The organism is Actinoplanes awajinensis subsp. mycoplanecinus, from assembly GCF_001509495.1.
GTDB classification, from domain to species: domain Bacteria; phylum Actinomycetota; class Actinomycetes; order Mycobacteriales; family Micromonosporaceae; genus Actinoplanes; species Actinoplanes palleronii.
Window position 1 is genome coordinate 1 of the sequence record NZ_LLZH01000343.1, and the last position, 14,527, is coordinate 14,527.

Here is a 14,527-nt window from a genome sequence, read left to right on the forward strand (position 1 = left end):
GGGGGGGGGGGCAGGTGGGGGGTGCGGGGGTGCGGGTGGTGTGGTGGGCGGCGAAGGAGCGGCGGTCGCCCTGCCAGGCGGAGCGGGGGACGATCTCGTTCAGTTCGGCCAGGTCGGCCGGGGTGAGGGTGACCTGCGCGGCGGCGGCGTTCTCGAGGATGCGGGCGGGGTTGCGGGTGCCGGGGATCGGGACCACGTCGTCGCCCTGTGCCATCAGCCAGGCCAGGGCGAGTTGGCCGGTGGTCACGCCGTACCCCTGAGCCTTGGCCTCGAGAGCGGCGACGACCTGGAGATTGGCCGCCAACGATGAGTTCGCGAAGCGGGGGTCGCCGGCGCGGAAGTCGCCGGGGGCGAACGGGCCGGTGGGCAGCGCGCCGGTCAGCAGGCCGCGACCCAGCGGGCTGTAGGCGACGATCCCCGCCCCGGCGGCGCGGGCGGCCGGGATGATGTCGTCCTCGGGTTCGCGCCAGGCCAGCGACCACTCCAGCTGCACCGCCGCGATCGGGTGCACCGCGACGGCGTCCGCGAGCTGGGCCGGGCTCACCTCGGACAGGCCCAGGTGCCGCACCTTGCCGGCGGTGACCAGGTCGGCCATCGCACCGACGGACTCCGCGACCGGCACCGAAGGGTCGACCCGGTGCAGGTAGTAGAGGTCGATGGCATCGACGCCGAGCCGGCGCAGGGACGCGTCGCAGTAGTCGCGGACCCGGTCCGGGTGGGCGTCGAGGCGGGTGCCGGACGGTTCGCGGACGATGCCGAACTTGGTGGCGATCACGGCGTCCGGGCGGCCGGCGATCGCCTTGCCGATCAGCTGCTCGTTGTGGCCGGCGCCGTAGCTCATCGCGGTGTCCAGGAGCCGCACGCCGTGGTCGAGCGCGGTGCGGATGGCGCGGATCGACTGCTCGTCGTCGGCCGGGCCGTACGCCTGGGAGAACCCCATGCAACCGAGACCGACCGCGCCGCGGGTGATCGTGCGAAGGGAAGCCATACGCCAAGCGTGGTCCCGGAGGATTGATATGTCCAAGACACGTTCCCGATGGCATTCATCGTGCGTCACGATGAACGGGTGGAGCTTCGACAACTCACCTACGTGGAGGCGGTGGCCCGGCACGGCGGGTTCACCCGGGCCGCCGAGCGCCTGCACGTCGCCCAGTCCGCGGTCTCGGCGCAGATCCGGTCGCTGGAGGCCGAGCTGGGCGTGGCCCTGTTCGCCCGGACCACCCGGCGGGTGGCGCTGACCCCGGCCGGGGAGCTTTTCGTGGCCCGGGCCCGCCGGGTGCTCGCCGAGCTGGACGGCGCCCGGCTGGAGCTGGGGGAGATCACCGCGGTGGTGACCGGTCGGGTGACGGTCGGCGCGACAGCGGTGCTCGGCCGGTACGACCTGCCCGCTGCCCTGGCCCGGTTCCACGATCAGTTCCCGGGTATCGCGCTGCGGCTGCGGTCCGGGCTGGTCACCGGTCTGCTCGGTGCTCTCGACGGCGGTGAGCTGGACCTGGTGATCGGCCCGGTGCACAGCGACCTGCCACCCCGGTTCGACGCGCTGCCACTCGCGGAGGAGCAGCTGGTCCTCGCGTTACCCACAGGCCACCCGCTCGAAGGACCCGGACGGATCACCCTCGGCGAGCTGCGGGACGAGTCGTTCGTCTGTCTGCCCGAGGGCAGCGGGCTGCGCTGGATCCTGGACGACGCGGCCCGCACCGCCGGGTTCACGCCCCGGGTCCCGTTCGAGACGCACAGCCCGCAGAGCATCCGCGAGCTGGTCGCGGCCGGCCTCGGGGTGGCACTGCTGGCCCGGTCGGTGGCGGAAAGTGATCAGGGCCCGGCGATCGTCGTCCGGGCCCTGCACTCCGCTCCGTCCCACCCGCCGATCGGCGTGATCCATCACCGGGACCGGCCGCTCACACCTGCAGCGCAGGCCTTCCGGCACGTGCTGTCGACCGGTAGGCCGTGAAGTCCACGTGCCGGCGCAGCTCGAAGCCGAGCTTCTCGTAGAGCCGGATCGCCGTGGTGTTGGCCGCTCCGGTGTGCAGGAACGGTGTCTCACCGCGGTCGAGGATCCCGGCCGCGACCGCCCGGACCAGCCGGGTGGCCAGCCCCTTGCCCCGGTACGCCGGATCCGTGCAGACCGCGCTGATCTCGGTGAACCCGGGCGGGTGCAGCCGTTCCCCGGCCATCGCGACCAGTCGCCCCTCGTCCCGGATGCCCAGGTAGGTGCCGAGCTCGACGGTCCGCTGGAGATACGGCCCGGGCTGGGTACGCCCGATCAGGTCGAGGATCTCCGGCACGTCCGCAGCGCCCAGCACGATCGCGGCAGGGTCGGGCGCCGACGAGAGGGCCACGTCGATCAGCTGCACACCCGGGATGCTGCGGGTGGGTTCCCAGCCGGGCCCGGCCTGCCCGCCCAGCCCGGCGAGCAGCACCTCGGTCTCCGGCTCCACCAGCGTGGCCAGGTCGGCCCAGGACCGCGGATCCTCCGGAGTGCCGAGCGCGTGGAACGGCGCCACGTCGCTGGAGTACCGGCCCGCCCGGCCGTGCACCTGCGCGAACCGGGCGTGCACCCCGGTCAGCGAGTGCCAGGCCGGGTTGTCCAGCACGTCGTCGAAACCGATGAACGTGGTCACTTGCCCTCGATCGGGAGTCCCTCGGGGTTCACCTCGGACGTGGTGACGGCCTCGTTCGTCAGGTTCCAGCGCTGCAGGATCCTGGTGTAGTCGCCGCTCTGGATCAGCTTGTCGGTCGCCGCGCCGAGCGCCTTGACCAGGCCGTTGTCCTTCTTCGTGGTGAACGCGATCTTGCCTTGCAGAGCGGCGCCGGCGCCGGAGTAGGTGCCGACGATCTCCAGGTTGCCGTCGACCGCGACCTGGTAGGCGACGCTCGGGTTCGGGCCGAGGTAGGCGTCGATCTGGCCGGAGCCGAGCGCCAGGTAGGTGGCCTGGTTGGTCTGGTAGTACAAGATGTCGACCGGCTTGAGGCCCTGCTTCCCGGCCTCCTTGCTCCACTCGACCAGGATCTTCTCCTGGTTGGTCCCGGAGCTGACCGCGACCTTCTTGCCGGCCACGTCGGCCGGGCCGGTGATCTTCAGGCCGGCGCCCTTCTTGGTGACGAAGGCCAGGTTGTCCAGGCGGTAGGTGGCGAAGTCGTACTTCTTCTTGCGCTCCTCGGTGACCGTGATGTTGGAGACGCCGACGTTGTACTTGCCGCTGTCCAGGCCGATGAACAGGTTCTCCCACGAGGCGTTGTCCACCTGCGGCTCGAGGCCGAGGATGCCGGCGACCGCGTAGGCGAGGTCCGGCTCGTTGCCGATCAGGGTCTTGTTGTCGGTCGCGGTGAAGGCGAGCGGCGGGAAGCCGGAGCCGGCCGCGCCGACCCCGACGGTGAGCTTGCCGGTGGCCCGGATGTCCGCCGGGACCAGCGCCGCGATGGCCTCGTCCTTGGCCGGGACGATCCGGTTCTGCTCCGGGCCGAGGTTCAGCGCGGGTCCGGCCGACGCGGATGGATTGCCGGCCGCGGCCGCGGGTTTCTCCTCCGGCGCGGCGCAGCCGGTCAGGCTCAGCGCCGCCGCGGTCACCAGGGCAAACACCAATTTTGTACGCATGGGAGCTCCTGAAAAGGGTTAAAGGACTTTGGACAGGAAGGACTGGGTGCGCTCGTGGCGGGGATGGTCGAGGACCTGCGCGGGCGGGCCCTGCTCGACGATCCGGCCCTCGTCCATGAAGATCACGGTGTCGGCGGCCTCCCGGGCGAAGCCGATCTCGTGCGTGACCACGATCATCGTGGTGCCCGCCGCGGCCAGGTCGCGGAGCACGTCGAGGACCTCGCCGACCAGTTCCGGGTCGAGGGCGGACGTGGGCTCGTCGAACAGGATCAGCCGGGGTTCCAGGGCGAGGGCCCGGGCGATCGCGACGCGTTGCTGCTGACCGCCGGAGAGCTGCCGGGGGTAGACGTCGGTCTTGTCGGCCAGACCGACGCGGGCCAGCAGCTCGCGCGCGTGGTCGTACACCTGGATTTTGGGCTTTTTCAAGGCCGCGATCGGCGCTTCCGCGACGTTCTCCAGGGCCGTGAGGTGGGGGAACAGGTTGAAGTTCTGGAAGACGAAGCCGATCCGGGCCCGCTGTTGGAGGATGTGCCGCTCGCCGAGCTCGTGCAGTTTCCCGCCGGCCTGCCGGTAGCCGATCAGCTCGCCGTCGAGCCGGACCCGGCCGCGGTCCACCTTCTCCAGGTGGTTGATGCTGCGCAGCAGGGTGGACTTGCCGGAGCCGGACGGGCCGAGGATCACGGTGACCGTGCCGGCCTGCGCGGTCAGGTCGATGCCGCGCAGCACGTCCAGGGTGCCGAACGACTTGTGCACGCCGTGGATCTCCAGGACCGGGGTGCTCATCTGCGGATCGCCGCCTTCAGGCGCTGGAACGGGGTGGGCGGCAGGGTGCGGACGGCGCCGCGGGCGAAGTGGCGCTCCACGTAGTACTGCAGGATCGAGAGCAGCGCGGTGAGGATGACGTACCAGACGGTGGCGACCATCAGCAGCGGCACCACCCGCCCGTTGCGGCCGTAGACCACCTGGACCTGGTAGAACAGCTCGCCGATCGCCAGCACGTACACGATGGACGTGCTCTTGAGCAGGTTGACCAGCAGGTTCGCGGCGTTCGGCAGGATCGCCCGCATGGCCTGCGGGAGCACGATGCGCAGGAACTGCCGGCGCCGGGGCAGGCCCAGCGTGGCGGCCGCCTCGTGCTGGCCCTGGTCGACGCTGAGCAGCCCGGCCCGGATGATCTCGCCGGCGAACGCGGCCTCGTGCAGCGCCAGCCCGAGCAGTGCCGCGCCGAACGAGCTGATCAGGCTGGTGGTGCTGAACGACCAGCCGGGCCCGAACGGGATGCCGATCTGCAGGGTGTCGTAGAGGTAGCCGAGGTTGGCCCAGAACAGCAGCTGCACGATCAGCGGCACGGACCGGAACACCCAGATGTAGGTCCAGCTGACCGCGGCCAGCACGGGGTTGCGGGAGAGCCGCATCGCGGCCAGGGGGATACCGCCGAGGAAGCCCAGCACCGCGCCGGCCAGGGTCAGCTTAGGGTGACGAGCAGCGCGTCGATCACCGACTTCTCGAGGAAGTAGCCGGTGAAGGTGCCCCACTCCCATCCGGGATTGGTGGCCAGGCCGTGCCCGAACTGGGCGAGAAGCACCAGCACCAGGGCGGTTCCGGCCCAGCGCCAGGGGTGGCGGGCAGGCACCACCAGTTCGTCGGTTGTCTTGGTCTCGCCGGTCCCGCGAGGTGGGGAGAGGACGCTCACCTCGCTGACGGTAGGTAAGCCTCCACATCTCCCACAAGTCCTACAGAACTAATATGTTTTACGAAGTTGTTCCAGGACGGCTATTGCCATAAACCCCATAGACACGATAGGAATAGCAGGCATTGCCACGTACCTCTGCCTGGAGACCTTCCGTGACCACCTTGCTCGCACCGGCCTCCGCGCCGGAACGCACCGCCAAGCCGGCGCCGGCGCTCGCGCCCGGTGGCGGCCTGCGCCGACGTGTCGCCCTGCGGCTGCTGGCGCTCGTCGCGCTGGGCCTGCTGTGGGAGATCTCGGCCCGGGTGCTGAACAATCCGGCCTTCGTCCCCTCGCCCGCCGCGGTCTGGCACCAGCTGATCGTGACGTCGACGACCCACGACGGCATCCGCGGCTACAGCGGCCACCTGCTGATCGAGCACCTCGGCGTCAGCCTGCGGCGCATCGTGATCGGCTCGGCCATCGGCATCGCCGGCGGGCTGGTGATCGGGGTGCTGCTCGGCACGGTCGGCTGGCTGCGGGTGATCGCCGAGCCGGTGGTCACGTTCGTCCGGGCGCTGCCGCCGCTGGCCTACTTCAGCCTGTTCATCATCTGGTTCGGCATCGACGAGACCCCGAAGCTGTGGCTGCTCTCGATCGCCGCCCTGCCGCCGGTCGCGGTCGCCACCGCCGCCGCCGTGCACGGCGCCCCGTCCGGCCTGGTCGAGGCGGCCCGGGCGCTCGGCGCCAGCCGCTGGCAGTCGATCCGGGACGTGGTGCTGCCCAGCGCCCTGCCGGAGATCTTCACCGGGATCCGGCTGGCGGTCGGCGTGGCGTACTCCTCCGTGGTGGCCGCCGAGACGATCAACGGGGTGCCCGGGATCGGCGGCATGATCCGCGACGCGCAGCGCTACTCGCAGACCGACGTGGTCGTGCTCGGCCTCTTCGCCATCGGCCTCTCCGGCCTGCTCATCGACGCCCTGCTGCGGATCGCCGAGGAACGGCTGATCCCGTGGCGTGGCATTAGTTAAAAGGGTTCCTCTCATGAAGAAGTTTCTCGCTCTTGTCTCGGTTCTTGCGCTCGCGGCTTGCGGCAGTGGCGCCGCCAGCGGTGGTGGTGACCCCGAGAAGAAGGCGATCCGGATCGCCTACCAGGCGTTCCCCAGCGGCGACCTGATCGTCAAGAATCAGGGGCTGCTGGAGAAGGCGCTGCCGGACTACAAGATCACGTGGACCAAGTTCGACTCGGGCGCCAGTATCAACACCGCGTTCGTGGCGAAGAGCCTGGACATCGCGGCGATCGGGTCCAGCCCGGTGGCGCGCGGGCTGTCCGCGCCGCTGAACATCCCGTACCAGGTCGCGTTCGTGCTCGACGTGGCCGGTGACAACGAGGCGCTGGTCGCCCGCAACGGCAGCGGGGTCACCGACGTGGCGTCGCTGCGCGGCAAGAAGGTGGCCACCCCGTTCGCCTCGACCGCGCACTACAGCCTGCTCGCCGCGCTCGCGCAGGCCGGCGTCAAGGAGTCCGAGCTGACCATCGTGGACCTGGAGCCGCAGGACATCCAGGCCGCCTGGACCCGCGGGGACCTGGACGCGGCGTACACCTGGCTGCCCTCGCTCGACGAGCTGAAGAAGACCGGCAAGGTCCTGATCAGCAGCCGTGAGCTGGCCACCGCCGGCAAGCCCACGCTGGACCTCGGCGTGGTCTCCACCGCGTTCGCCGGTGCGCACCCGGAGGCCGTCGACGCCTGGCGCAAGGTCGAGGCGCAGGCCCTGGACCTCATCGCGAACGACCCGGCGGCCGCGTCCAAGGCGGTCGGCGCCGAGCTCAACCTCTCCGCCGACGACGCGCTCAACCAGCTCAAGCAGGGCGTCTTCCTGAAGCCGGCCGACATCGCGTCGCCGGAGTGGCTGGGCACCGAGGCCAGCGTCGGCAAGCTCGCCGACAACCTGGTCGCCGCCGCCGAGTTCCTCAAGGGTCAGCAGAAGATCGACGCGGTGCCGGCCCTCGCCGACGTGCAGAAGGCGATCTACGTCAAGGGGTTGCCCGGTGTCCTCAGCTGACGCTGACGCGGTCGTCCGTTCTCCTGCGGGCCCGGTGGCGGCCGCGGTCGCGATCGACGCGGTCACCCGCTCCTACGGGGACGTCACCGCGGTCGGGCCGGTCGACCTGACCATTCCGGCCGGTGAGTTCCTGGTGCTGGTCGGTGCGTCCGGCTGCGGCAAGAGCACACTGCTCCGGCTGCTCGCCGGCTTCGAGCAGCCGACCACCGGCACGGTGCGCACCGCGGGCACCGCGCCGGTGCCGGGCCGGGGCGCCGGCCTGGTCTTCCAGCAGCCGCGGCTGTTCCCGTGGAAGACCGTCGGCGGCAACATCGCCCTGGCCCTCAAGTACGCCGGACAGCCGGCCACCCCGTCCCGGGTGGACGAGTTGCTGGCCCGGGTCGGCCTGCACGACGTGGCGCACCGCCGCACCTGGCAGATCTCCGGCGGCCAGCAACAGCGGGTCTCGATCGCCCGCGCGCTGGCCGTGGAGAACCCGCTGCTGCTGCTCGACGAGCCGTTCGCGGCCCTGGACGCGCTGACCCGGGAACGGTTGCAGGACGACCTGCGCCAGGTCAGCACGGAGTCCGGGCGGACCAGTGTCTTCGTCACGCACAGCGTCGACGAGGCGGTCTTCCTCGGCAGCCGGGTCGTGGTGCTGACCCCGCGTCCCGGGCAGATCGCCCTGGACCTGCCGATCGACCTGCCCCGCACCGGTGTGCCGGCCGACGAGCTGCGTGGCTCGCCGGAGTTCGCCAGGCTGCGCGCCGAGGTCGGTCACGCGATCCGGGACCGGGCCACGGTCTGACCCTTTTCCGGGCGCGCGTGGTTCCAGCGGGCTTCCGGGCGCGTGGTTCCGGCGGGCTTCCGGGCGCGTGGTTCCGGCGGGCTTCCGGGCGTGCGTGGTTCCGGCCACGCGCGCCCGGCCGGCGTGGTGTACTCGGCGGGTGAACAGGCGCCAGGCCCTGGCCGGGCTGTCGTCCGCGGTTCTGCTGTCCGGGTGTGCCCGGCGGGGCGCGCCGTCACGGTCCCCGGCACCCTCCCGGCCGCCGTCCGCCGAGGTGACCGCGGCCGACTTCGCCTGGTTCGAACGGTCCGAACCGCGCCTCGCCCAGTGCTTCACCCTCACCTGGCTGGCCGGTCTCGTCCCGGAACGGGTGGTGCGCCGCATCGACGGGCGGCCGGTCGGCTACTACGGCTGGGCCGACCTGCCCGCGGCCCCCGACGACGGCGTGATCGTCGCGGTGACCCAGGCCGCCGGCTGGGCCCTGATGGTCGAGACGTACACCCGGTACGGGGTCGCCGACGCGGTCGCCGAACTGTCCAAGGACACCCGGCTGGTCGCCGACTTCCGCAACGTCGAACTGGACGGCCGGTTCCTGCTCGCCGAGAACGGGCGGACGCTGGTGGAGTTCGATCCGTACACCGCGTACGAGCGCACCGGCGCCCGCCCCGACCTGCTGGTCGACGCGATGACCGCGGTCGGCCTCAAGGTGACCGGCCCGGACCTCAGCGTGCCGAGCCCACCGGAGATCCCGGAGACCGAGGCCGCGTTCGCGCTGACCGAACGCCTGGTCACGGTCCCGTTCACCGAGGACCTGCTGAGCTCGTCGAAGTATCTGGCCGCGGTGGTCCCCGACCCCTACGCCTCCCGCCCCTCCTGACCGCTCCGGCTTGGGAGTGCACAGCCGAGTCCCGTGGTGGTCTCGCGCCAGGCCCGCCCCGCTCCCGGCCCGGCCGCGCCCCAGGCCCTGGCTGGTCCGCAGGGGTGTCTCGACAGGGTCGAGACACCCCTGCGGACCAGCCGCCGACCCGGGGGCATCACCTCGGGGTCCGGGGTGGATTGGCATGGGGTAAACATCGACGAATGTTGATGGAATGGGGGGATGAGACGACGCGCCCTGGCGGCACTCGCCGCACTGACACTGGCTCTGATCGCCACCGAACCGGCCGCGGCCGCAGTCGACGAGAGCTCGGCGACCGCGTACGAGGTCTACGACGTCTACACCGCGACCCAGCGGAACGCCATCGCCCGCAGCGGCGCGGCCATCGACGGCGTCGAGCACGCCGTCGTGCAGATCACCGCCACCCCCGCCGAGGTGCGCCGGCTGCAGCGGCAGGGGTTCACCGTCGAACCGGCGAACCGGATCCTGGACTTCCCGTCCGCCGACTCCGCCTACCACAACTACGCCGAGATGATCGCCGACGTGAACGCGATCGTCGCCAAGTACCCGGCGATCGCCAGCAAGCGGGTCCTCGGCAAGAGCTACGAGGGCCGCGACATCGTGGCCGTGAAGATCTCCGACAACGTGGCCACCGACGAGGCCGAGCCGGAGGTGCTCTACGACGCGAACCACCACGCCCGCGAGCACATCACCGTCGAGCAGGCGCTCTACCTGATGCACGAGTTCACCGACGACTATGCCTCGGACAGCCGGATCAAGACCATCGTGGACAGCCGGGAGATCTGGATCGTCCCGTCGGTCAACCCGGACGGCTCCGAGTACGACATCGCCACCGGCAGTTACCGCTCGTGGCGCAAGAACCGCCAGCCGAACTCCGGCTCCACCGCGGTCGGCACCGACCTGAACCGCAACTACTCGTTCCGCTGGGGCTGCTGCGGCGGCTCGTCGACCACGCCGTCGTCGGCGACCTACCGTGGACCGTCGGCCTTCTCCGCGCCGGAGACCAAGGTGATCCGGGACTTCGTGGCCGGCCGGGTGGTCGGCGGCAAGCAGCAGATCACCGCGACGATGGACTTCCACTCGTACGGTGAGCTGGTGTTGTGGCCGTTCGGCTACACCACCGCGAAGACCGCGACCGGGATGACCACCGACGACAACAACGCGCTCGCCACCCTGGGCAAGCAGATGGCGGCCACCAACAGCTACACCGCCGAGCAGTCTAGTGCCCTCTACATCACCGACGGCGACCTGCTGGACTGGATGTGGGGCACCTACAAGATCTTCGCGTACACGTTCGAGATGTACCCGAAGGGCACGTCCGGCGGCGGCTTCTACCCGCCGGGCAGCGTGATCACCGCGCAGACCGCCCGGAACCGGGAGGCCGCGCTGCGACTCGCCGAGATCGCCGACTGCCCGTACCGGGTGATCGGCAAGGAGTCCACCTACTGCTGAACCGCGTGCTGCAGGTCCAGCGCCGTGTCGATCAGCGCGGCCGGGCCGGGCCTGGCGAAGTAGTACCCCTGCGCGTACCGGTAACCGAGGGCCTCGAGACGCACCGCCTGCGCCTTGGTCTCGACGCCCTCGGCCACCGCGCGCAGCCCGAGGGTCGCCGCGATGGTGCTCAGCGAGGTGGCGATGGCCTCCTGCTCGGCGGTGCCGTTCAGCTCGTCGATGAACGACTTGTCCACCTTGAGGGTGGTGACCGGGCAGGTACGCAGCAGGGTGAGCGAGGACTGCCCGGTGCCGAAGTCGTCGAGGGCCACGCCGACCCCGAGGTCCCGCAGCTCCCGCACGGTGTTCAGCGCCGCGCCGCCACCGAAGACCGCGGTCTCGGTGATCTCCAGAGTGATCTTCTCGGGGTCCAGCCGGTAGCGGGCCATCGTCGAGGCCACCTGGTCCGGCAGGTCCGGGTCGAGCAGCTGGCGCGCCGACACGTTGATGTTGACCCGGGGCGCGTTTGCACCGTGCCGCTGCTGCCACCGGGCCGCGTCCGCGCAGGCCGTCTCGATCACCCAGAGGCCGAGGTCGAGGATCAGCCCGCTCTGCTCGGCGATCGGGATGAACTCGACCGGTGAGACCGGGGCGCCGCCGTCCGGGTACCAGCGGATCAGCGCCTCGACCCCGGTGATCCGGCCGCCGGGCAGCTCGACGATCGGCTGGTAGGCCAGCTGGAACTCGCCCATGTCCAGTCCCCGGCGCAGCGCCGCGGCCAGGTCGGCGTCGTGCTGCGCGGTCTGGTCAAGATCCGGGGTGTGCTCCTGGTAGTGGTTGGCGCCGGCGCGCTTGGCGGCCTTGAGCGCCAGCTCGGCGCGGCGCAGCAGGTCCGGCACCACCTCGTCGCGACCGGCGGCCACCCCGACGGTCACCGTGACCAGCAGGTCGTGCCCGTCCACCTGCAGCGGCAGCCGGAACGCCCGGACCAGCCGCTCGCCCTGGTGGTCCTGGTCGCCGGGGATCAGCACGCCGAACTCGTCGCCGAGCAGCCGGGCGACGAACGCGTCGGCGCCGAACGTCTCGGTGATCCGGGCCGCGGCCGCCCGCAGCAGCGCGTCGCCCCGCTCGTCGCCGAGCCGGTCGTTGAGGATGCCGAAGCCGTCCAGGTCGCAGACCGCGACGGTGGCCGGCGCGGTCCGCCGGTGCAGGGTGGCGGCGAACATCCGCCGGTTCGGCAGGCCGGTCAGGTCGTCGTGGTTGGCCTGGTCCTGCAGTTGGTCGGTGAGCCGGGTGTTGTCCGACAACGCGGCCAGCTGCCGGATCACCACCAGGGTGGTCAGCACGACCGAGCCGCCGGCCAGGTCGGCCGGCAGGTAGCCGAGGCGCAGCGTGACGGAGACCAGCAGGACGGCGGTGACCGTGATCGCCGCGATCGGGACCACGCTGATGCCCCGCCAGCGCCGGGCCCGCCGCTGGTCGACCGGCTGGGCCGGGCGCCGCTGCGCGCGGACCTGGGAGCGCGCCGCGAAGGCGAACATCAGGCCGAGCGGGATCATCGTCATCGCGGTGGCGCTCAGGTACGGCCGTCCCGCCGTCCACGGGGTGAGCATCCAGCTGGCCGGTGCCAGCAGCCCGATCGGGGCGAGGAACCACAACGCCGGTCCGTGCACCGGCCCGGCGCCCATCACGCCGACCCGGATCACCGCGAGCGTCGCGGCGCAGGCGGTGATCAGGACGATCAGGCTCATCGCGGCGGCCAGCGTGCCGGTCGCGGCGGGCACCGCGGTGCTGCTCAGGAAGTGTGAGGTGACCAGCGAGCCGGCCACCCCGACCACGGCGACGTCCAGGAAGTTCGCCAGGTTGGCCCGCCAGCTGCGCGGCGCCCGGGGCAGCCGCAGCATGGCGTGCACGGCGCAGGCCACCGCGCTGATGTAGCAGGTGGCGGCGAACAGGTCCATCGATGTCGGGTGCCCGGCGAGCAGCGTCCGGGAGGCGTGCTCGACGGTGCCGGTGGTCAGCACGACCAGGCCGATCATCATCCGGCGCCAGAAGACCCGTGCGGCGCCGAGAGCGTCGTCGGCGGCGACCCGGCAGGCGTACGCGGAGGTGGCCGCGGCCCCGATCCCGGTCGGCCAGAGCAGCCAGGCCGGCCCGTGCACGGCGGCGCCGAGGAAGCCGAGCAGCACGCTCAGCACGGCCCAGACGGCAGCCAGGAGCAGAACCCGGTCGGCCGTACCGGCCGTTCGTCCCACTGGTCGCATGCTCCACCGCCTTCAGGTCAATGAGCCTGATCGGTGAGCGGGCGCGTGATCTGAGCAAAAGTGCGGGCATGACAACGTCCCCCAGGACCGTGTCATGCCCGCACCTCCCGCCCACCCGCACCGTCCGCGGGTGGCCGGGGTGATTCAGATCAGAGGGACCACCACACGGTGGTGTCCGGCGGCAGCACGACCCGGTCGGGGCCGGCCTCCACCGGGCCGCTGGTCAGCAGCAGCTCGCCGGGCCGGTCGACGGTCACCGGCTGGTCGCTCAGGTTGACCGTGCAGCGGAACACCGGCGCGCCGTCGGCGAACCGTTCGAACGCCAGGACCCCGGCCGGCGCGGTCACCCAGCGCAGGTTGTCGATCGGCTGCAGCGCCGGGTGCGACCGGCGGACCGCCAGCGCGGCCCGGTACAGCTCCAGCGTCGAGTCCGGCACGCCGGCCTGGGCGGCCACGCTCAGGCCCGCCCACGAGTCCGGCTGCGGGAGCCAGCTCGCGCCGCCGTCCGGGCCGAAGCCGTACGGGGCGACCTCGCCGCTCCACGGGATCGGCACCCGGCAGCCGTCGCGGTACCCGTCCTGGCCGGCGGCCCGGTGGAACGCCGGGTCCTGGCGCGCCTCCGCAGGCAGGTCGATGACCTCCGGCAGGCCGAGCTCCTCGCCCTGGTAGATGTAGGCAGAGCCGGGCAGCGCCAGCATCAGCGCGCTGGCCGCCCGGGCCCGGCGCAGACCGGCGACCGGGTCGACCTCGACCGGCTTGCGGCCGGCCACCTCGCCGTCGGCCCGCTGCAGCAGCCGGGTGGTGTGCCGGACCACGTCGTGGTTGGACAGCGTCCAGGTGGTCGGCGCGCCGACTGCGTTCATCGCGGCCAGCGACTCGTCGATCATCTGGCGCTGCTCGTGCACGTTCCACGCGGTGCCCAGGTAGCTGAAGTTGAACGCCTGGTGCAGCTCGTCCTCGCGGACGTAGTGCGCGACCCGGGTCAGGTTCGGCGCCCACGCCTCGGCGACCGCGATCCGGTCACCGGGGTACTCGTCCAGGATCTGCCGCCAGGAGCGGTAGATCTCGTGCACGCCGTCCCGGTCGAAGCACGGGCTCTCGCCGACGCCCAGCAGGTGCCACTCGGCGTCCGAGCCGACATCCGGCAGGCCGTCCTCCTTGATCAGGCCGTGTGCCACGTCGATCCGGAAACCGTCGACCCCCAGGTCGAGCCAGAACCGGAGGATGGTCCTGAACTCGTCGCGGACCGCCGGGTGCTCCCAGTTGAAGTCGGGCTGCGCCGGGGCGAACAGGTGCAGGTACCACTCGCCGTCCGCGACCCGGGTCCAGGCCGGGCCGCCGAAGATCGACGGCCAGTCGTTCGGCGGCAGCTCGCCGTTCTCGCCCTTGCCGGGCCGGAAGTGGTAGCGCTCGCGGAACAGCGACCCGGGGCCCTCGGCGAGCGCCTTCTGGAACCATTCGTGCTGGTCGGAGGAGTGGTTCGGCACCAGGTCGACGATCACCCGCAGGCCGAACGCGTGCGCGCCGGCGATCAGCTCGGAGGCGTCCGCGACGGTGCCGAAGATCGGGTCGACGGTCCGGTAGTCGGAGACGTCGTAGCCCGCGTCGGCCTGCGGCGACGAGTAGAACGGGGAGAGCCACACCGCGTCCACGCCGAGGTCCTTGAGGTACGGCAGGCGGCTGCTGATGCCGGGCAGGTCGCCGATGCCGTCGCCGTTGGAGTCGGCGAAGCTGCGCGGGTAGATCTGGTAGATGACCGCGTTGCGCCACCAGGAAGCCGGCGGCGCCTCGACGGTGGGCGGTGCGATCAGTTGATCGGTCATGGCGAGGAACGCTAGCA

General features: G+C 71.5%; 13 protein-coding genes and 1 pseudogene. 6 read left to right on the forward strand and 8 right to left on the reverse strand.

What is annotated here, in order from left to right; translation table 11 throughout:
* Positions 1-988, reverse strand: a 988-nt coding sequence (locus ADL15_RS48960; RefSeq protein WP_232345104.1) for an aldo/keto reductase, incomplete at its 3' end; no start/stop codon positions are given.
* Positions 989-1,066: 78 nt separating this feature from the next.
* Here ADL15_RS48960 and ADL15_RS48965 point away from each other — a divergent pair.
* Entirely contained in the window at positions 1,067-1,951 is an 885-nt protein-coding gene (locus ADL15_RS48965) for a LysR family transcriptional regulator (protein WP_067707876.1), read from the forward strand.
* Here the strand turns inward: ADL15_RS48965 and ADL15_RS48970 are convergent.
* The 5 genes from ADL15_RS48970 to ADL15_RS56280 are packed head-to-tail and all read right to left on the reverse strand — an operon-like array spanning position 1,899 to position 5,288.
* Positions 1,899-2,621, reverse strand: a complete 723-nt coding sequence (locus ADL15_RS48970; RefSeq protein ID WP_067707780.1) for a GNAT family N-acetyltransferase — start codon at positions 2,619-2,621, stop codon at positions 1,899-1,901. The two genes, ADL15_RS48965 and ADL15_RS48970, sit on opposite strands and share 53 nt — an antisense overlap.
* On the reverse strand, positions 2,618-3,595 hold the full coding sequence (locus tag ADL15_RS48975; protein WP_067707783.1) for an ABC transporter substrate-binding protein: 978 nt from the start codon (positions 3,593-3,595) through the stop codon (positions 2,618-2,620). Before ADL15_RS48975 ends, ADL15_RS48970 begins: the two co-directional genes overlap by 4 nt.
* Positions 3,596-3,613: 18 nt before the next feature.
* Entirely contained in the window at positions 3,614-4,378 is a 765-nt protein-coding gene (locus ADL15_RS48980; protein ID WP_067707785.1) for an amino acid ABC transporter ATP-binding protein, read from the reverse strand.
* Positions 4,375-5,046 carry an amino acid ABC transporter permease gene (locus ADL15_RS48985; RefSeq protein ID WP_232345105.1) on the reverse strand — a complete coding sequence of 224 codons (672 nt, stop codon included), beginning with the start codon at positions 5,044-5,046 and terminating at the stop codon, positions 4,375-4,377. The genes ADL15_RS48980 and ADL15_RS48985 overlap by 4 nt, the downstream gene beginning before the upstream one ends.
* 14 nt (positions 5,047-5,060) lie before the next feature.
* Entirely contained in the window at positions 5,061-5,288 is a 228-nt protein-coding gene (locus ADL15_RS56280; protein WP_232345106.1) for a hypothetical protein, read from the reverse strand.
* Positions 5,289-5,440: 152 nt separating this feature from the next.
* On the opposite strand from ADL15_RS56280, the gene ADL15_RS48990 reads away from it, so the two are divergent.
* From ADL15_RS48990 to ADL15_RS49010, 5 genes and pseudogenes are all read left to right on the forward strand, one after another.
* Positions 5,441-6,295, forward strand: a complete 855-nt coding sequence (locus ADL15_RS48990) for an ABC transporter permease (RefSeq protein ID WP_083972654.1) — start codon at positions 5,441-5,443, stop codon at positions 6,293-6,295.
* Between the two features lie 13 nt (positions 6,296-6,308).
* Positions 6,309-7,328 (forward strand): taurine ABC transporter substrate-binding protein, encoded by a 1,020-nt coding sequence (locus tag ADL15_RS48995; protein WP_067707794.1) that lies wholly within the window; start codon positions 6,309-6,311, stop codon positions 7,326-7,328.
* Complete coding sequence (locus ADL15_RS49000; RefSeq protein WP_067707799.1) at positions 7,315-8,115, forward strand: ABC transporter ATP-binding protein; 801 nt, start codon at positions 7,315-7,317, stop codon at positions 8,113-8,115. The genes ADL15_RS48995 and ADL15_RS49000 overlap by 14 nt, the downstream gene beginning before the upstream one ends.
* 139 nt (positions 8,116-8,254) lie before the next feature.
* Entirely contained in the window at positions 8,255-8,971 is a 717-nt protein-coding gene (locus ADL15_RS49005; RefSeq protein WP_067707805.1) for a DUF6461 domain-containing protein, read from the forward strand.
* Between the two features lie 222 nt (positions 8,972-9,193).
* Positions 9,194-10,441, forward strand: a pseudogene (locus ADL15_RS49010) (M14 family metallopeptidase); the annotation flags it as partial.
* On the opposite strand, the gene ADL15_RS49015 reads toward ADL15_RS49010, so the two are convergent.
* Together ADL15_RS49015 and ADL15_RS49020 are read right to left on the reverse strand one after the other, a co-directional pair.
* Positions 10,435-12,687 (reverse strand): putative bifunctional diguanylate cyclase/phosphodiesterase, encoded by a 2,253-nt coding sequence (locus ADL15_RS49015; RefSeq protein ID WP_067707811.1) that lies wholly within the window; start codon positions 12,685-12,687, stop codon positions 10,435-10,437. The pseudogene ADL15_RS49010 and the gene ADL15_RS49015 overlap by 7 nt on opposite strands.
* 149 nt (positions 12,688-12,836) lie before the next feature.
* The gene (locus tag ADL15_RS49020) at positions 12,837-14,510 is read right to left on the reverse strand and encodes a glycoside hydrolase family 13 protein (RefSeq protein ID WP_067707814.1); all 1,674 of its coding nucleotides are present in this window, start codon (positions 14,508-14,510) and stop codon (positions 12,837-12,839) included.
* Positions 14,511-14,527 lie beyond the last annotated feature (17 nt).